This is a genomic window from Leisingera sp. SA32, assembly GCF_056033425.1.
The window spans coordinates 176,662-194,392 of sequence record NZ_JBVYHB010000004.1 but is presented as its reverse complement, the minus strand read 5'-3'; the positions used below and the strand labels follow the sequence as shown (position 1 = coordinate 194,392).

The following is a 17,731-nucleotide window of genomic DNA, read 5'->3' as shown; positions in this document are numbered from 1 at the left end:
TCGGACCTGAAGGTTAGTCCATGGCCTTGAAGTTAAACTCGCCGCCTTCCTTGATGCCCGAGGGCCAGCGGGAGGTCACCGTCTTGGTGCGGGTGTAGAACTTGAAGCTGTCGGGACCATGCTGGTTCAGGTCGCCGAACATGGATTTCTTCCAGCCACCAAAGGTGTGATAGGCCAGCGGCACCGGGATCGGCACGTTGATGCCGATCATGCCAACCTGCACGCGGTTTGCATAGTCACGGGCGGTGTCGCCATCGCGGGTGAAGATCGCGGTGCCGTTGCCATATTCGTGGTCGGTTGCCAGCGCCAGGGCTTCTTCATAGGTCTCGACGCGCACGGTGGACAGAACCGGACCAAAGATCTCCTGCTTGTAGATGTCCATGTCCGGGGTGACCCGGTCAAACAGGTGGGCACCGACAAAAAAGCCGTCCTCGTAGCCCTGCAGTTTGAAGTCGCGGTTGTCGACCACCAGTTCCGCGCCCTGATCGACGCCGGACTGGATCAGGCCGAGGATGCGCTCCTTGGCCGCGGCGGTGACCACCGGGCCCAAGTCAACGTCGTCGCCTGCGGTGTAGGGGCCGACCTTCAGCTTTTCGATGCGCGGCACCAGCTTCTCGATCAGCTTGTCGGCAGTTTCCTCGCCCACCGGAACCGCAACCGAGATCGCCATGCAGCGTTCGCCTGCGGCGCCGAAACCGGCCCCGACCAGCGCGTCAGCGGCCTGGTCCAGATCCGCGTCGGGCATGATGATCATGTGGTTCTTGGCGCCGCCGAAGCACTGGGCGCGCTTGCCGTTGGCGGTGGCACGGGAGTAGATGTACTGCGCAATCGGGGTGGAGCCGACGAAGGACACGCCTTGGATGATCTCGCTGTCCAGAATGGTGTCCACCGCCTCGCGGTCGCCGTTCACAACCTGGAACACGCCTTCGGGCAGGCCTGCCTCGACAAACAGTTCCGCCAGCATCAGCGGCACGGAGGGGTCGCGCTCGGACGGTTTCAGAACCACGGCGTTGCCGCAGGCCAGCGCCGGGCCGACGTGCCACAGCGGCATCATGGCCGGGAAGTTGAACGGCATGATCGAGCCGACAACACCCAGGGGCTGGCGCATGGAATACATGTCGATGCCGGGGCCGGCGCTGTCGGTGTATTCACCCTTCAGCATCTGCGGTGCGCCGACGCAGTATTCGATGACTTCCAGACCGCGCTGCAGGTCGCCCTTGGCGTCGGGGATGGTCTTGCCGTGCTCGCGCGACAGCGCTTCGGCCAGCTTGTCCATGTCGCGGTTCATCAGCGCGACCATCTTCATCATCACGCGGGCGCGCTTCTGCGGGTTGGTGGCACCCCACTTGGGCTGCGCGGCGGCCGCTTTTTCGATGATGTCGGTGGTTTCTTCAGCGCTGGCCATCGGGCATTTGTACTGCACTTCGCCGGTGGCGGGGTTGAAGACGTCGTCATAACGGCCCGAGGTGCCGGACACCAGTTCGCCGTTGATAAAATGACCGAGTTCTTTCATCGGAGCCTCCTCTATTCAGCTGAGGCAATCCTAGGCTTGCAAAAAACGTCGCAAAAGGGGAAAGATTTCAAAGAGGCTTTGCAGGAACGCAATAGGTTAACCGGCGCCGGACCGCCGCCAATCGGTCGGCAGGGCGCCTCAGGCACGGAGGATCCGGCGCGATGGACCCGCAATGGGATGATATGAAGGTGTTTTTGGCGGTCGCCCGAGAGGCCAGCCTGTCGGGGGCGGGGCGCACGCTCAAGATGGATCCGGCGACGGTGGGCCGCCGTGTGGCGCGGTTTGAGGCGGCGCTGGAGACGCCGCTGTTCGTGAAATCACCGCAGGGCTACGCGCTGAGTGCGGCTGGCGACAGGTTGCTGATCCACGCAGAGGCGGCGGAACAGGCTATGCGCGCGGGCACAGAGGCGCTGAGCGGGCCGAGTGACACTCTGTCGGGACAGATCCGCATTGGCGCGCCGGACGGCGCTGCGAATTACCTGCTGCCGCAGGTCTGCGCCCAGATCGCCGAAGCCAACCCGGATCTGGACATCCAGATCGTGGCGCTGCCCCGTGTCATCAACCTCAGCCGCCGCGAGGCGGACATGGCGGTGACCGTCAGCGCGCCGACAGCGGGCAAGCTGCTGGTGCAGAAGATCTGCGATTACAAACTACACCTGGTGGCGTCGCGCCACTATCTGAAGGGCCACCCGCCGATCGAGAAGCTGGAAGATCTGAAGGGCCACAAGATGATCGGCTATATCCCCGACATGATTTTTGACAAGGAACTGGATTACCTGAACGACATCGGCGTGGAACGGGTGGCGTTGGCGTCCAATTCCGTCTCGGTGCAGATCAAGATGGCCGCAGAGGGCACTGCGGTCTGCATCGCCCATGATTTCAGCCTGCCGGCCCATCGGATGCTGCGCAAGATCCTGACCGACAAGGTGAGCCTGACCCGCGGCTTTCATCTGGTGCGTCACCAGGGCGACCAGCGCAGCGAGCGGCTGAATCGCTTTGCCGCGGCGCTGTCACGGGGCATCCGGGATGAGGTGGCCCGGCTGGAAGCCTTGACCTGACCGGCCCGGAAACCTTGACTTGAAGCTGCATTGCGGCAAACCTTGCTGGTACGCAAGAAAATTACGAAGGGGTGCAGGATGCTCATTCAGGCAATTTTGAAGTCCAAGGCCACCACGGGCGTGGTGACAGTGAAACCGCAGGCCAGCGTGGCTGAGGCCGCCAAGTTGTTGGCGGAAAAGAAATTTGGTTCGGTCGTGATTTCGGCGGACGGCGAGACGGCGGATGGCATTCTGTCCGAACGCGACATCGTGCGTGAGCTGGCCGCCAGCGGTGCCGGGTGTCTGATAAAGCCGGTCAGCGATTACATGACCCGCGAACTGGTGACCTGTACAAGCCATGACAACGTCGAACACGTCCTGACCCAGATGACCCACGGTCGGTTCCGACACATGCCGGTGGTCGAAGACGGCAAGCTGATCGGCATCGTCACCTTGGGCGATGCGGTCAAGGCGCAGCTGGCCGAGGTCGCCATGGAAAAGGACGCCCTGAAGGACATGATCATGGGGCATTGACGGGCCTAACCCGGCCCAATGTCCCATCGGGCGCGGGGTCCGTATTTCTGCGCTCTTGCAATCGCGCGGCCAAACGTGTTTGCGTGTGCCGAAATTTGACTAGGCAGGAGGCCGCTGATGCGCGTAGGTCTGTATCCCGGCACTTTCGACCCGATCACACTCGGGCATATCGACATTATCCGCCGTGCCAGCGCGCTGGTGGACAAGCTGGTGATCGGCGTGGCGATCAACCGCGACAAGGGGCCATTGTTTTCCCTGGAAGAGCGGGTGGAGATGATCGAGGCCGAATGTGCGAAGCTGAGTGCCGAGACCGGCACCGAAATCGTCGCACACCCGTTTGAGAACCTTTTGATCGATTGCGCCCGCGATGTCGGCGCCCAGATCATTGTGCGCGGTCTGCGGGCGGTTGCCGATTTCGAGTATGAGTTCCAGATGGTCGGCATGAACCGCGCGCTCGACAGTTCGGTCGAGACGGTGTTCCTGATGGCCGAGGCGCGGCATCAGGCGATTGCGTCCAAACTGGTCAAGGAAATTGCCCGGCTCGACGGGGATGTGGCGAAATTTGTCACCCCCCTGGTGCGCGAGCGGCTGTTGCAGCAGCTGGGGAAGAACGACCTGAGCCGGTAAGATCCGGTTGTCTCAACACGAAGGCCGGGCGCAATGCCCGGCTTTTTGCCTTTCAGCGAGGCCGACAGAGGCGCAGCTGTCTTAGCGCCAGAAGGCGAGCCAGTGGATCAGGGCAAACAGTTTTTTGCCCAGAAAGACCACGTGCCGGTCGTCGAACAGCGCCACGTCCACCGCAAGTGCGGCCAGCAGCAGCACGCCGAGGGTAATGGCAATCCGATTGGTCATGAAGGCACCGCCGCAATGTAAAACGCCCGCTCAGATAACCTGAGCGGGCGAGAAATCTCAAGGTGTTAGGCTGCGCTCAGCCGAGTTTGCCCATCGCGACGGCCACATCGGCCATCCGCACCGAGAAACCCCATTCGTTGTCGTACCAGGCCAGCACCCGCACCATGCGGTTGTCGACGACGCGAGTCTGGTCCGGCGCAAAGATGGAGCTTTCGGGGCTATGGTTGAAATCCACCGAAACCAGCGGCGCCGGCTCATAGCCCAGTACGCCCTTCATCGGGCCAGTCGCGGCTTCCTTGACGGCGGCATTGATCTGCTCGACGGTGACATCGCGGCTGGCGCGGAAGCTCAGATCGACGGCAGAGACATTCGGCGTCGGAACCCGGATCGCAGAGCCATCCAGACGGCCCTTCAGGTTCGGCAGCACTTCTCCTAGCGCCTTGGCAGCACCTGTGGAGGTCGGGATCATCGACATCGCAGCGGCGCGCGCGCGGTACAGGTCGTCGTGGCGGCGGTCCAGCGTGGGCTGATCGCCGGTATAGGCGTGGATGGTGGTCATGATGCCGTGTTCGATGCCAAAGGCCTCGTCCAGCACCTTGGCCAGCGGCGCCAGGCAGTTGGTGGTGCAGGAGCCGTTGGAGATCATCTTGTCGCCGGCTTCCAGCTTGTCGTGGTTGACGCCGTAGACGATGGTCTTGTCGACGTTTTTGCCGGGCGCCGACAACAGCACCTTGCCAGCACCACGGGCCAGATGCGCCTTGGCTTTTTCGCCGTCGTTGAACTTTCCGGTGCATTCCAGAACCACGTCGCAGCCGGACCAGTCCAGTTCGTTCATGTCATAGGTCGAGAACATCTGCATGTCGCCGCGGCCAAGGTTCATGGTGCCCTCGCCGATGCTGACCTCGCCGGGGAACCGGCCATGCACGCTGTCGTATTTAATCAGATGTGCTGCGGTCTCCAGCGGGCCGGTAGCATTGACCTTGATCACCTCGATGTCGTCGCGGCCGGAGGCGGCGATATGCGACAGGGTGCAGCGGCCGATGCGGCCAAATCCGTTGATCCCGACTTTGATGGTCATCTGAGCGTCTCCAAGCGAGCAAATACCTTTGGCTGCCATATAGCCCGCTGCCCATGGGGCCTAAAGGGGTAAAAGCGCCACAATATGAAACTGTTAGCGCAAAAAGTGCATGTTGGCGATAACGGCGCAAACCGGTGGCGTTAACGAAAACAGACCCTTGTCGGACGGTGGCGCTAACGCTTGTGCTGCGCCGCCGAAGCAGGCAGATTGCAATGCAACTGCGGGCAAAGATTTGAGGATTTCGGCATGAGCGGACTGCTGGCGCTTCTGGATGATGTGGCGGGGATTGCCAAGGTTGCGGCGGCCTCGGTTGATGATGTGGCGGCGGCGGCGGGTAAGGCCGGCGCCAAGACCGCCGGTGTCATCATCGACGATGCGGCGGTGACGCCCAAGTACCTGCAAGGCTTTGCGCCTGCGCGGGAGCTGCCGATCATCTGGCGCATCACCCGTGGCTCGCTGTTCAACAAGCTGATCCTGCTGCTGCCAGTCGCCATGCTTCTGGCCAACTTTGCGCCGTGGCTTATTACGCCGCTGTTGATGCTGGGCGGGTGCTATTTGTGCTTCGAGGGCGCCGAGAAGATCTTTCACGTGTTGTTTCCCCATGTCAGCCACGCGATCGACGAGGATATGAGCGTGAAGGACCCCGGCCACCTCGAGGAAGAGAAGATCAAGGGGGCGATCAAGACCGACTTCATCCTGTCGGCGGAGATCATGACGATTTCACTGGCTGCGATCGAGGCCCCGAATGTCTGGATGCAGGCCGCCACCCTTGCGGTGGTTGCGATTGGCGTCACCTTGACGGTCTATGGCTCTGTCGCGCTGATCGTGAAGATGGACGACGTCGGTCTGTTCCTGGCCCAAAATGCCCGCACCGGTCTGGGCCGCGGGCTGGGGCGCGGCCTGGTGAAGTTCATGCCGGTGCTGATGAAGATCCTGTCGGTGGTCGGCACCGCGGCGATGCTGTGGGTCGGCGGCTCCATCATCATCCACGGGCTGGAGGTGCTGGGCTTTGGCTGGCTGGGGCACCACATCCACGACTGGGCCTATGCGGTGGGCCACGCGGTGCCTGCGGCCTGGGAGGGCTTTGCCGAGTGGACGGCCAAGGCAGCAATGGACGGGGTGTTGGGCCTCGCGCTGGGGCTGGTTATGATCCCGCTGGCGACAAAGGTCATCATGCCGACGATTGCTAAAGTCTCCGGCAAGGCGACGGGTCATTGAGATGCGACGGGCCGAATTGGCTGAATAGCCGGTTCGGCCCGTTGCGGTCATTGGCTCTCGCTTGCTTGGTGACCATGCTTTACTGGGAAGCAAATCCAAGATGAGTGTCCGCTTGGGCGGGCTCCGACTCCGGTCAGCTAAATATGTTACCGCAAAACTCCAGACCGTCCTGCTTCGGCCTCAGCTGGTTGAACAATTCAACCTGCCGCCCTAATCGCCTCCGCCAAACCGGACAAGGGAATCTGAAACACTTCTGTCCTTTCTTCCGGACCCGAGTACACAAATGTAAGTCTGGCAGTCTTACCTGTTTCAAGAGCACGCAAGACCCCACGCTCTACTCCGACGCCCACCTTACAGAAATCACGTTCGCAATCCTTGATGGGATATCGCCGTGCGACCCGGTGATCGACGGACATCACGAGCCCGGCCGCCTTGCTTACTCGCAGGTCCCGGCGTCCGGGCGCAATCATTCTGGCTGGGACCATGATGGTGAATCCCGCAACAGCAGCCTTGTCGTTTTCAGGCAGAAGGAAACCGCTAATCGTGAGGATTCGCGTTCCGTTCATATCTTCGACATCGAGGCCGGCGACGCAATTCGCCTGAACGTCACGGCACAAGACCGACCAGGCGTCATGGCGTGATCGGACGGTATAGTCGCTGTCTTCAGACCCGGGTTTTACGCAAGCCGCCGTCAGAGAAACTAGGGCCATCGCCCAGAGCCAATTCTTCCTTTTCATTCCTGCCTCTTCAATCATTCTTTGGCAGAACCAGTATCGGTTGCTTGCTGACAGTTCAACTTCAGCATTACGGGTGCCAACCGCGGAAGCGGAGCCGACGTGGATAGGTTTTGTGCTTGTGGCGAACGGCCGTTTTGTCGGCACAGCAAATACTCACAAAGGAAAAGGGCACCCGTTTGGATGCCCTTTCTGTTTCAGGAATTTAACGGGCCTCAGACCAGCAGCTCTTTCACCTTCGCCACGGTGCCCTCGGCTGTGATGCCGAAGCGCTCGAACAGCTCGCCTGCGGGGGCGGAGGCGCCGAAGCGGTCCATGCCGACGAAACCGGCTTTCTTCTCCTGGCCGCGCTCACCCAGCAGCCAGCGGTCCCAGCCGCCGTCGCGCACAGCCGCCTCGATGCCGACGCGGATCGGGCCCGCGGGCAGCACCTTGCGGCGGTAGGCTTCGTCCTGCTCGGCAAACAGCTCCATGCAGGGCATGGAGACCACGCGGGTGCCGATGCCCATGCCCTCGAGCTTGGCCTTGGCCTCCATCGCGACAGAGACTTCGGAGCCGCTGGCGATCAGGATCACCTGGCGCTTGCTTTCGGCCTCGGCCAGCACGTAGGCGCCTTTTTCGACCAGGTTGCTCAGCTTGTGTTCGGTGCGCACGGTGGGCAGGTTCTGGCGGGTCAGCGCCATAACCGACGGCGTCTCCTTGGAGGTCAGGGCGATTTCCCAGGCCTCCGCGGTTTCAACCGAGTCCGCGGGGCGGAACACATAGGTGTTCGGGGTCGCACGGCAGATCGCCAGGTGCTCGACCGGCTGGTGGGTCGGGCCGTCTTCGCCAACACCGATCGAGTCGTGGGTCATCACAAACACGGTCGGGATCTTCGACAGGGCCGCCAGGCGCATAGCCGGGCGGGCATAGTCGGTGAAGCAGAAGAAGGTGCCACCATAGGGGCGGATGCCACCGTGCAGCGCCATGCCGTTCATGGCTGCCGCCATGCCGTGCTCGCGGATGCCCCAATAGACGTAGCGGCCCTTGCGGTTGTCGGTGTCGAACACACCCAGATCGCCGGTCTTGGTGTTGTTGGAGCCGGTCAGGTCAGCAGAGCCGCCCACGGTTTCGGGCATGATCGGGTTGATCACTTCCAGCGCCATTTCCGAAGATTTACGGGTTGCGACCTTGGGTTGCGATTCCGAGATCTGCTTTTTCAGCGCCTTGATGGTGGCGGACAGTTTTTTCGGTGCCTCGAGGTTGTAGGCGCGGGTGAAACGGTCCTGTTTTTGCTGCGACAGCTCGGCAAAGCGGGCTTCCCAGGCTTCGCGTTCGGACTTGCCGCGGGCACCGATCTCTTCCCACTGGGATTTGATCTCGGCCGGCACCTCGAACGGGCCACCGGTCCAGCCATAGGCATCCTTGGCGGCCTTCAGCTGGTCGGGATCGGTCAGCGCGCCGTGGCCCTTGGAGGTGTCCTGCGCGGCGTGGCCCAGGGCGATGTGGGTCTTGCAGGCAATCATCGACGGCTTCTTGGATTTCTTCGCAGCTGCAATGGCTTCGTCGATGGCCTTGGGGTCGTGGCCGTCGATTTCCAGAACCTGCCAGCCTGACGCCTTGAAACGCTGCACCTGGTTGGTGCGGTCGGACAGCTCAACCGTGCCGTCGATGGTGATGTTGTTGTTGTCCCAAAACACGATCAGCTTGCCCAGCTGGTGGCGACCGGCAAGGCCGATGGCCTCCTGGCTGATGCCCTCCATCAGGCAGCCGTCGCCGGCAATCACATAGGTGTGGTGATCGACGACCTTCTTGCCGTAATGGGCGCGCTGCATTTCCTCGGCCATGGCAAAGCCGACGGCGTTGGAGATGCCCTGGCCCAGCGGACCGGTGGTGGTTTCCACGGCGTCCAGCAGGAAGTTTTCCGGGTGGCCCGCGGTCAGCGCGCCGGTTTGGCGGAAGTTCTTGATCTGCTCCAGCGTGACCTGCTTGTCGCCGGCCAGATACAGCAGCGCATAGATCAGCATCGAGCCATGGCCCGCCGACAGGATGAACCGGTCACGGTCCGGCCAGGCCGGGTTGGATGCGTCAAATTTGAGGTGCTTTTCAAACAGAACGGTCGCCACATCTGCCATGCCGATCGGCATACCGGTATGGCCGGAGTTGGCCGCGGCAACGGCGTCGAGGGCCAGCGCGCGGATGGCGGCGGCCTTGTTCCAATGGTCGGGATTGGCGGTGCGCAGGGCTGTCAGGTCCACTTGGTATGTCCTTTGGCGTTAACAGGCGATTGTTGCGCTCAATAACAGCGATGCCGCAAAGATCAAGCACGGTTGCGCATATGTCTGCTGAACCGCGCGAAGTTGCCGTGGCAAGTGGTTGAAACGCAATGGGCGGTGTCTTATTCCTAGAACGGAGAAACATGGCCCATGTCAGCCGTCATTCGCGCGATTCGTGCGGAGGACGGCAAAACAGTGAAGTGACGTGGATCGCTGAGGAAGCAGGCATGACCCAGATCGAAGAGTTGCAAGGCCGCATCCAGGCTGCGCTGGCACGGATCAGCACTGGCACCGCTGCATTGCAAGAGGCCCGCGAGGCTGACCGGCAGCAGGCCGCCGAAGCGACGGCGGAGGCGGCACGGCTGGCGGAGGCCGCGGTTGCCAATGAGGCGAGCAAGGCGCTGGAGCAGGAGCTGGACGAGGAACGTCTGGCCAATGCGCAGTTGGCAGAACGCGTGCGCGTACTGAATGCCCGCCTGCAAGAGGCGGGTGGCGGCCGTCCCGGTGATGCCGGGGAGCTGGAGGCGCTGCGCGCCGAGGTGCAGCTGCTGCGCAACGAGGCCGGCGATCCGGCCGAAAAGGAAGCCCTGCGTGCCGAAGTTGCCCGCTTAAAGGGCGAGCTGGAGGCAGCGGCCAACACCGCTGCGGGTGAGCGGGACGCCCTGAAGGCGGAGCTGGCCGAGCTGGCGACGCAGAATGACAGGCTGTCCGCTCAGCTGGAACAGGTCAGGGCTGAACCTGCCGCTGTACCGGCAACTGATTTCAGTGCCCAGATCGAGCAGCAGAACGAAGCACTGGAGCGGCTTGATAGCGAACACCAGCAGCTGCGTCAGGCCAACGAGGCGCTGCGCGCCACAAACGCCGCGCTGCGGGATGCCAACGCTCAGGGGCTGGGCGATGCCGGGCTGATCAACGCCGCGATGGAGGCTGAAATCTCCGGGCTGCGGGCGGCACAAGCCAGCGATCAGGCGCAGGTCAATGCGGTTCTGGCCAAGCTGGAGCCGCTGCTGGCCAATGCGCGCAGCCTGCCTGCTGCCAAGCTGCCGGAAGGGGAGGAAGTCTGATGCCCGAAGTGACAATCATGATCGGCGGTCGCGGTTTTGAGGTCTCCTGCCAGGAGGGCGAAGAAAGCTACCTTCACTCGGCCGCCAAGATGCTGGACGACGAGGCCCAGGTCCTGTCGGACCAGATCGGCCGGATGCCCGAGGCACGAATGCTGCTGATGGCGGGGCTGATGCTGGCCGACAAGACCGCCGCCGTCGAGGATCGCATCAAGGAAGTCGAAGCCCAGCTGGCTGCCCGCGAACAGGAGCTGGAAGCGCTGAAGAACGCCCCCGCGCCGGAGCCCGAGCGCATCGAAATTCCGGTTGTTCCACCACAGGTTACGGAAACACTGGCTGATTTGGCAGCCCGTACCGAGGCGCTGGCACTGGACATTGAGGAAAAGGCGGCCCCCTCCGCCTAGGCCGCGCGACAGGCCAGACTGTTGCAATCAGCCCGGATCGAAAAATTGCCTGCGTCTTAGCCCGGCCCGATGTCAGCGACCACGCTAACATCGGGCCGCGGCCAAGACACGCGTGGGTGCGTGTCTGTCACGGCCTGTTGGTTTGTTCTGGAATCAGAAACAGACTGTTTTTACGTAGGTTTAACTTAAGCTTAATTAAAAAATGGATTGCACCCCCGAATTTGGCTATTTCAGGTTCATGCGATTTCAACATGTTATCTTTGGGGGCTTCCATGATTGGGGCATTTATTCTGGGCAGCCTGGCGATAGCCGGGCTGGCAATTACGGTTGACGGCGACGACGACGAAAACGAACCGGTCGATCAAAACCCGGGCTTCGAGCCGCCGGAGGGTCTGCCCACCGACGGCGCGGATGACCTGGTCCTGGGGGATGGCGATGATGAGCTGGACGCGGGGTTTGGATTTGACAGCGTCGATGCCGGAGGCGGCGATGACCTGATTTCTGGCGGCGGCGGGCAGGATACCCTCTTGGGCGGAGACGGCGACGACACGGTCTCCGGCGGCGCGTTTCACGATTCTCTTTTTGGTGGCAATGGCGATGACTCTCTGTCTGGCGAGGGCGGTCAGGACACGCTGTTCGGCGAAGCAGGCAACGACACGCTGGAGGGCGGCGACTGGAGCGACTCGCTGGATGGCGGCGTTGGCTACGATTTGCTGCGGGGCGGCGCGGGCAATGACGTTCTGAACGCGGGGGCAGGCAAGGATGTTGCCTTCGGCGGGGACGGTAGCGATACGATTTCCGGCGGCGAGTTCCACGACATTCTCTATGGCGGTGCCGACGATGATGCGCTGTCCGGCGATGGGGGAAAGGACGTGCTGTTCGGCGATGACGGGGACGATACGTTGGATGGCGGCGCCTGGAACGACGACCTGATCGGCGGCAGCGGCGCGGATGTTTTGAACGGCGGCAGCGGCAATGATGCGCTGAGCGGTATCAACCTGAGCCGCGACCTGACGCCCGAAGAGATTGCGACCCTGCGCGACCAAGGCGGCGAAGCTGGCCCGGGCGACGGCGAATTTACGGATATCGAACTTTCAAATGCCGCTGATGGTGCGGATACGCTGAATGGCGGCGAGAGCAGCGATTTCCTGCTGCTCGGTGCGGGTGATACTGGCACCGGCGGTCTGGGGGCGGACAGTTTCGCACTGTACATGTCGCAGGACTCTGACGGGGTGATCGCTATCACCGACTATACCGCCGGCGAAGACATCATCCAGCTGCTAGTGAACAATGACGGCGAAGAGCTTGGGGTCGATGATTTCAGCGTCGAAACGGAGGAAGCCTCCGGCGATGCGCTCATTCTCCAGCAGGGAGAGCTCGTGGCGCGGATCGAAGGTGCCGCCGAGAGCTTTACCACCGAGGATCTGGTGCTGATCTCTGCGACGTGATGCGGCTGATGCCCACGAAAAAGGCCTGCTTCAGATACCTCTGAAGCAGGCCTTTTCTATTGCCGCCTCGTGACGGGCGTCAGGCGTTGGCTTCGCGGATCTTGTCCGCGGCGTCCTTATCGAAGGCAATGCTGTTGCTTTCGAACAGACCATCCAGTTCGGCAGACAGCGCCATTTCAGTGATGATGTCGCAGCCGCCGACAAATTCGCCCTTTACATAGAGCTGCGGGATGGTCGGCCAGTCGGAGTATTCCTTGATGCCGGAGCGGATTTCCTCGTCGGCCAGCACGTTCACATCGGCGTAGTCGACGCCGATGTAGTTCAGCACCGCCGCCACGCGCGAGGAGAAACCGCATTGCGGCATTTCCTTGGTGCCTTTCATGAACAGCACCACGTCGTTGGCTTTGACGGTTTCGTCGATGCGGGTTTTTACGTCGGTCATTTATCCATATCCTCTTGGCGTTTCAGCCGGTCGCGGTTTGTTTCGATATAGGGGAGAAGACAGAGAAAGGTAAGCCCCACGTGCGCGGCGACTGCGGCGAAGGCCGGTGAAAGGTCGGGCAACAGCCTCGTGGACCTGCCTGCCAGCCGCCTTCGGGGCTATAGCCTGCTGTTGCGACTTGCGGTCTTCTGGTTCGCTGCATGTGTCCGGTTGACCAGTTCCACGTCGGTTTCTTCCTGTCCCAGCTCAACCTTGCGTGCCGGGCTTTCAGGCCGACTGCTGGACAGCGGACGCCGCCGATTGCGCCGCAGGCGGGCTTCCAGCGCGATCGCTGCCGCAAGACATGCAGCGAGGCCGGTGATGATCCAGCCCGCCGTTGTCACTCCGGCGCCTTGGTGGTCAGCGCCAGCGCGTGCAACTCGCCGTCGGGGCCGTCCATCTTGCCTTTCAGCGCGGCGTAGACGGCGCGCTGCTGCTGGACGCGGTTCTTGCCGCGAAAGCTCTCGTCGATCACCATTGCCGACATGTGAACGCCATCGCTGCCACCCACCTGGATCTCGGCCTCCGGGAAGGATTGGCGCAGCAGTTCTTCGATTTCATGGGCTTGCATGGGCATCCGGGGAAGTCCTTTGTCTCGTTTGGTAAAAATGTAGGTGGCAGGCCTTGGGTCTGCAAGCAGGTTTAGCCGCGCTGCGCCGCAAAAGGGGCCAGCAGCTCAACAAACCCGGGCAGCTCCGCCAGCGCATCCTGCACATGTTCTTCGGTGAAATCCCAGACGGAGCTGGCCTTGGGCGGGCACAGCGCATCGGTCAGCGCAGCGCATTTGCGTTGCAGATAGGTCGGCAAGGGCAATGCGGCGGCTTCTTGCAGGATCAGCAGCGCCTCATGGATCGGGCGCAGCACCCGCAATGCCCGCGTCATATGGGGCAGAAGGTCGGGATCTTCACGCCAGCTCTCGCCGCGGAACAGCTCCTGCGTGACACGTTGCCCGGCACCAGCGCAAGAGTAGCTGACGCAGCCGCCAAAGCCGGTCGCGTTGAGATCGCGGTGAATGGTGCAGCGAAAGTCAGCGGCCAGCTTGGGGCAGGGCGTGTCCGCCGCCTTCAGCAGGCCAAAATCCTCATGCGCGGCAAAGGAATAGGCAACGCAGCACAGGCCGGCACACCGGCTGCAATCTTCTGTCAGCTCTGGCAGGTTCATGATCTCAGCCTCTCCCCTTAGGCCAAGTAAGCAGGCGGAACGGCGTTTGCCATCCCGCCAGCGCGTGACGCGCCCGGTGCGCCGGGCGCCGTCATTCAGGCAACCGCGGCGGCAAAGCTGCTGCGGAAGATCTCCTGTAGCTCGGCAAGCGGTGCTTCTGCAGTGCCGAATTTTACGCTGTCGCCGCCAAATTTTCCGACAGTGGCCAGGGTGACGCCGGCCTGGCCTGCGGCCATCATCAGAGCTTCGGCCTGGTCGAAGTTGCAGGCGATCAGATAGCGGGCCTGGTCCTCGCCAAACAGGGTCTGGGTGTCGCCTGCGTCGAGCTGCACGCCAACGCCGGCCTCTTCGGCCAGCTCGAATGCGGCCAGTGCCAGACCGCCATCGCCCAGATCGGTGCAGACCTTGATGTAGTCGCGGTTGGCGCGGATGAAGTCACCGTTGCGTTTCTCGGCCTCCAGGTCCACTGCGGGCGCGTCGCCGTCTTCGCGGTTGAATACTTCTGCCAGCAGCGCCGACTGGCCCAGGTGGCCGACCATGTCGCCCACGAGAAGGGCCACATGGCCATCGCGGACCTCGCCGATGATCGGTTCTTCGCCAGCCGCGATAAGGCCAACGGCGCCGATGGTCGGGGTCGGGAGGATGCCCTTGCCGTCGGTTTCATTGTAAAGCGACACGTTGCCAGAGACGATCGGCATGTCCAGCGCCGCCACCGCCTCGCCGATCCCTTTGATGGCGCCGACGAACTGGCCCATGATCTCGGGCTTTTCGGGGTTGCCAAAGTTCAGGTTGTCGGTGGTGGCCAGCGGGCGGGCGCCCACGGCGGTGAGGTTGCGATAGGCTTCGGCCACCGCCTGTTTGCCGCCCTCAAAGGGGTTTGCCTTGACGTAGCGCGGCGTCACATCGGAAGTGAAGGCCAGCTTCTTGTCGGTGCCATGCACCCGCACAATGCCGGAGCCCGCGCCGGGGCGGCGGGCGGTGTCGCCCATCACGGTGGTGTCATACTGTTCATAGACCCACTGCTTGCCCGCATAGTTCGGCGAGGAGATCAGCGCCTTCAGACCGTCGATCGGGTCAATGGTCGGCACATCCGCGTCGGTCAGCGGTTCCGGTGTCGGGGTCGGAACCCAAGGGCGGTCGTATTCCGGCGCGGTGGAGGACAGTTTCGACAGCACCAGATCGGCCTTGACCTCTCCGTTGTGCATGATCAGGAAGCGGTCCTCCGCGATGGTTTCGCCGACGATGGCAAAATCCAGGTCCCATTTCTCGAAGACCGCGCGCGCCTCGGCTTCCAGCTCCGGGTTCAGCACCATCAGCATCCGCTCCTGGGATTCCGACAGCATCATTTCGTAGGCGGTCATGTTTTCTTCGCGCTGGGGCACGTTTTCAAGGTCCAGCCGCACGCCCAGTTTGCCCTTGTCACCCATTTCCACGGCGGAACAGGTGAGGCCAGCAGCCCCCATGTCCTGGATCGAGATCACAGCGCCGGTCTGCATCAGCTCCAGCGTGGCTTCCATCAGGCGTTTTTCGGTGAAGGGGTCGCCAACCTGCACGGTGGGACGCTTTTCCTCGATGGTGTCGTCGAATTCGGCAGAGGCCATGGTGGCCCCGCCAACACCATCCCGGCCCGTTTTGGCGCCGAGGTAGACCACCGGCATGCCAACACCTGAGGCGGCGGAGTAGAAAATGCTGTCAGTCTTTGCCAAGCCAGCGGCAAAGGCATTCACCAGGCAGTTTCCGTTATAGGCGGGATGAAAGCGGACTTCGCCGCCGACGCAAGGAACACCAAAGCAGTTGCCATAGCCACCGATGCCCTCGACCACACCGTTGACCAGCTGGCGGGTCTTGTGGTGCGCGGGCTCGCCAAACGACAGCGAGTTCATCGAGGCGATGGGGCGGGCGCCCATGGTGAACACATCGCGCAGAATGCCGCCAACCCCGGTTGCCGCGCCCTGATAGGGCTCGATGTAGGAGGGGTGGTTGTGGCTTTCCATCTTGAACACCACCGCGTCGCCATCGCCGATGTCAACGATACCGGCGTTTTCGCCGGGGCCGCAGATGACTTGCGGGCCCTCGGTGGGCAAGGTGCGCAGCCACTTCTTGGAGGATTTGTACGAGCAGTGTTCATTCCACATCGCCGAGAAAATGCCCAGCTCGGTGAAGGTCGGCTCCCGCCCGATGATTTCCAGGATCAGATCGTATTCCTCGGGCTTCAGCCCGTGGCTTGCAATCAGTTCAGGCGTGATGGCGGGTTCCTGCATCCGTAAACGTCCCCAATGGCTGCGGTTGCGCGCCTTTTAGAGCAAGCTTTGCCATTGGGAAAGAGGGCTTGCGCATTCGCCGCCATGCAACGGCGGCTGCGGTGTTCGGACAACGGTCGGCCACCAGGGGTAAACCCGGTTCGCGTTCCGGCTGTCGGGGGGCGGAGAGCTGCGACCCCGTGGGTTCGCTGTGATTTGCAGGCGGGGCGTTTCAGTCGCGCTGAAACTTCAGGCAGGCCCCCACAAAAGCGGTAAAATTTATTGCGCAGGCGGCTCTTGTGCCTTGGGGACGCGCGCGAACACTGGCCCTGCGGAAGGGGCGGGGGCTATGGAATGTGCGAGAGCGGATGGACCGGTCGGCAGACGGGCGCCTGTCTAACATGGCGGGCACGCTGCGATCGGCCAAAAAAAAGGCCGAGCACTAAGCTCGGCCGAAGTCCAACAGGGAGGTATGAAGGTGCGCGTCTGCGCCGCCTTCATGAGGGTCATTTAGGGCTGCACGCCGGACCCTTCAAGAGGTTTGATACGATTTGAACGTCAATGCTGCTATGCGGTTTCTGCATGGCTTTGAATTTGCGGTGTCCGCTGCGTCAATACACCACCGTACGCGGGATCGCGACGGTCTCCATCAAGCTGTTTCAGCCTGTCGAATAGATCGTCACACCCAAGGGGTGACAGCGAAGACACCGCACAGGGCGGAGGGCAGCGTTCCGGCGACAACAATGCGGTTCAGTGTAAAGAGGCCGCGGAAGGCACGGGACAAGGCGAGCCCTTAAAGTTTGCCCAGTTCCTTCATGTGCTTGCGGTGGGCCATGATCTCCGACTGGACAAAATCCCGAAACGCGCCGACGCGCTGCGAATGGCGCAGCTCCTCCGGATAGGCGAGGTAGACCGGCACCGTGTTCTGCCCCTCGTCCGGCAGGACCTCCACCAGTTCGGGAAAACCCTCTGTCACGTAGTCCGGCAGAATGCCAATGCCCAGATTGTGCACCACGCTTTGCAATACACCAAAGTAATTGTTCACTGTCAGAAGCGACTTCGGCTCGTGTGTCATCAGCTTTCGGATGACCACGGCGGCGGAGCTGACCTGCGCGGCGCGCTGGCTTTGGCAGATCAGCCGGTGATCGGAGATATCCTCGATGGATTGCGGCACACCGTGCTGCTCCAGATAGGTAGGCGAGGCAAACAGCGCCATGCGCACGGTCATCAGCCGTTTGCGCACCAGATCCGCCTGGCTCGGCTCCTTCATGCGGATGGCCACATCGGCCTCGCGCATCGGCAGGTCGAGCACGCGTTCCTCCAGCATCAGATCGATCTTGAGATTGGGGTACTGTTCATACAGTTTGGTCAGGCGCGGCGCCAGCCACAGAGTGCCGAACCCGGTGGCCGTGGTCACCCGCAATTCCCCGAAAACCTCTTCTTCGCTGTCGCGGATTCGCGCGGCGGCGGCATCAAGGCGGCTGGTCATAGACTGTGTCGCGTCAAACAGCAGCTCGCCCTGCTCAGTCAGAATCAGCCCCCGTGCATGACGGTGGAACAGGGTCGCGTTGAGGCTCTCCTCCAACGCGCGGATCTGGCGGCTGACGGCGGATTGTGACAGGTTCAGCTTGTCACCGGCATGGGTGAGACTGCCCGCATCCGCGACCGCGTGAAAGATTCTGAGCTTGTCCCAATCCATATCCGTTACTTTCCGT

Annotated in this window: 17 protein-coding genes; 7 read left to right on the top strand and 10 right to left on the bottom strand. The window is 62.2% G+C overall.

Features of this window, described 5'->3' with window-relative positions; translation table 11 throughout:
* Nucleotides 1–13: 13 nt before the first annotated feature.
* The gene (locus tag AC0IPL_RS08250) at nt 14–1,513 is read right to left on the bottom strand and encodes a CoA-acylating methylmalonate-semialdehyde dehydrogenase (protein WP_474273485.1); all 1,500 of its coding nucleotides are present in this window, start codon (nt 1,511–1,513) and stop codon (nt 14–16) included.
* Between the two features lie 161 nt (nt 1,514–1,674).
* Between AC0IPL_RS08250 and AC0IPL_RS08245 the strand changes: the two genes are divergently transcribed.
* The 3 genes from AC0IPL_RS08245 (at nt 1,675) to coaD (ending at nt 3,711) form a co-directional block, all read left to right on the top strand.
* Nucleotides 1,675–2,571, top strand: coding sequence for a LysR family transcriptional regulator (locus AC0IPL_RS08245; protein WP_474273484.1), 897 nt, complete (start codon nt 1,675–1,677; stop codon nt 2,569–2,571).
* Nucleotides 2,572–2,649: 78 nt separating this feature from the next.
* Entirely contained in the window at nt 2,650–3,084 is a 435-nt protein-coding gene (locus AC0IPL_RS08240) for a CBS domain-containing protein (RefSeq protein WP_474273482.1), read from the top strand.
* Between the two features lie 117 nt (nt 3,085–3,201).
* Nucleotides 3,202–3,711 carry a pantetheine-phosphate adenylyltransferase gene (gene coaD / locus AC0IPL_RS08235; protein ID WP_474273481.1) on the top strand — a complete coding sequence of 170 codons (510 nt, stop codon included), beginning with the start codon at nt 3,202–3,204 and terminating at the stop codon, nt 3,709–3,711.
* Nucleotides 3,712–3,792: 81 nt separating this feature from the next.
* On the opposite strand, the gene AC0IPL_RS08230 is transcribed toward coaD, so the two are convergent.
* Entirely contained in the window at nt 3,793–3,936 is a 144-nt protein-coding gene (locus AC0IPL_RS08230; protein ID WP_474273479.1) for a hypothetical protein, read from the bottom strand.
* A gap of 76 nt (nt 3,937–4,012) precedes the next feature.
* Nucleotides 4,013–5,014 (bottom strand): type I glyceraldehyde-3-phosphate dehydrogenase, encoded by a 1,002-nt coding sequence (gap, locus tag AC0IPL_RS08225; protein WP_474273477.1) that lies wholly within the window; start codon nt 5,012–5,014, stop codon nt 4,013–4,015.
* 246 nt (nt 5,015–5,260) lie between these two features.
* Between gap and AC0IPL_RS08220 the strand changes: the two genes are divergently transcribed.
* Nucleotides 5,261–6,232, top strand: coding sequence for a DUF808 domain-containing protein (locus AC0IPL_RS08220; protein WP_474273476.1), 972 nt, complete (start codon nt 5,261–5,263; stop codon nt 6,230–6,232).
* Nucleotides 6,233–6,429: 197 nt separating this feature from the next.
* Here AC0IPL_RS08220 and AC0IPL_RS08215 read toward each other — a convergent pair whose 3' ends face one another.
* Together AC0IPL_RS08215 and tkt are read right to left on the bottom strand one after the other, a co-directional pair.
* Nucleotides 6,430–6,969: an invasion associated locus B family protein gene (locus AC0IPL_RS08215; RefSeq protein ID WP_474273475.1), complete on the bottom strand. Its 540-nt coding sequence runs from the start codon at nt 6,967–6,969 to the stop codon at nt 6,430–6,432.
* A 212-nt stretch (nt 6,970–7,181) separates the two neighbouring features.
* Nucleotides 7,182–9,203 (bottom strand): transketolase, encoded by a 2,022-nt coding sequence (tkt, locus tag AC0IPL_RS08210; protein WP_474273474.1) that lies wholly within the window; start codon nt 9,201–9,203, stop codon nt 7,182–7,184.
* 245 nt (nt 9,204–9,448) lie between these two features.
* Between tkt and AC0IPL_RS08205 the strand changes: the two genes are divergently transcribed.
* The 3 genes from AC0IPL_RS08205 (at nt 9,449) to AC0IPL_RS08195 (ending at nt 12,134) form a co-directional block, all read left to right on the top strand.
* Complete coding sequence (locus AC0IPL_RS08205) at nt 9,449–10,285, top strand: coiled-coil domain-containing protein (RefSeq protein ID WP_474273473.1); 837 nt, start codon at nt 9,449–9,451, stop codon at nt 10,283–10,285.
* Nucleotides 10,285–10,686 (top strand): cell division protein ZapA, encoded by a 402-nt coding sequence (locus AC0IPL_RS08200; protein ID WP_474273472.1) that lies wholly within the window; start codon nt 10,285–10,287, stop codon nt 10,684–10,686. The genes AC0IPL_RS08205 and AC0IPL_RS08200 overlap by 1 nt, the downstream gene beginning before the upstream one ends.
* Before the next feature lie 272 nt (nt 10,687–10,958).
* Nucleotides 10,959–12,134, top strand: a complete 1,176-nt coding sequence (locus AC0IPL_RS08195) for a calcium-binding protein (RefSeq protein WP_474273471.1) — start codon at nt 10,959–10,961, stop codon at nt 12,132–12,134.
* 79 nt (nt 12,135–12,213) lie between these two features.
* Here AC0IPL_RS08195 and grxD read toward each other — a convergent pair whose 3' ends face one another.
* The 5 genes from grxD to AC0IPL_RS08170 all read right to left on the bottom strand — a co-directional run bounded on the left by grxD (nt 12,214) and on the right by AC0IPL_RS08170 (nt 17,715).
* Complete coding sequence (grxD, locus tag AC0IPL_RS08190) at nt 12,214–12,576, bottom strand: Grx4 family monothiol glutaredoxin (protein ID WP_474273470.1); 363 nt, start codon at nt 12,574–12,576, stop codon at nt 12,214–12,216.
* Between the two features lie 379 nt (nt 12,577–12,955).
* Nucleotides 12,956–13,192, bottom strand: a complete 237-nt coding sequence (locus AC0IPL_RS08185) for a BolA/IbaG family iron-sulfur metabolism protein (protein WP_474273468.1) — start codon at nt 13,190–13,192, stop codon at nt 12,956–12,958.
* Nucleotides 13,193–13,257: 65 nt separating this feature from the next.
* Nucleotides 13,258–13,776: a hypothetical protein gene (locus tag AC0IPL_RS08180; RefSeq protein ID WP_474273466.1), complete on the bottom strand. Its 519-nt coding sequence runs from the start codon at nt 13,774–13,776 to the stop codon at nt 13,258–13,260.
* Between the two features lie 95 nt (nt 13,777–13,871).
* Nucleotides 13,872–16,037, bottom strand: coding sequence for a phosphoribosylformylglycinamidine synthase subunit PurL (gene purL / locus AC0IPL_RS08175; RefSeq protein ID WP_474273465.1), 2,166 nt, complete (start codon nt 16,035–16,037; stop codon nt 13,872–13,874).
* Between the two features lie 772 nt (nt 16,038–16,809).
* Nucleotides 16,810–17,715 carry a LysR family transcriptional regulator gene (locus tag AC0IPL_RS08170; RefSeq protein WP_474273463.1) on the bottom strand — a complete coding sequence of 302 codons (906 nt, stop codon included), beginning with the start codon at nt 17,713–17,715 and terminating at the stop codon, nt 16,810–16,812.
* Between the last annotated feature and the right edge of the window lie 16 nt (nt 17,716–17,731).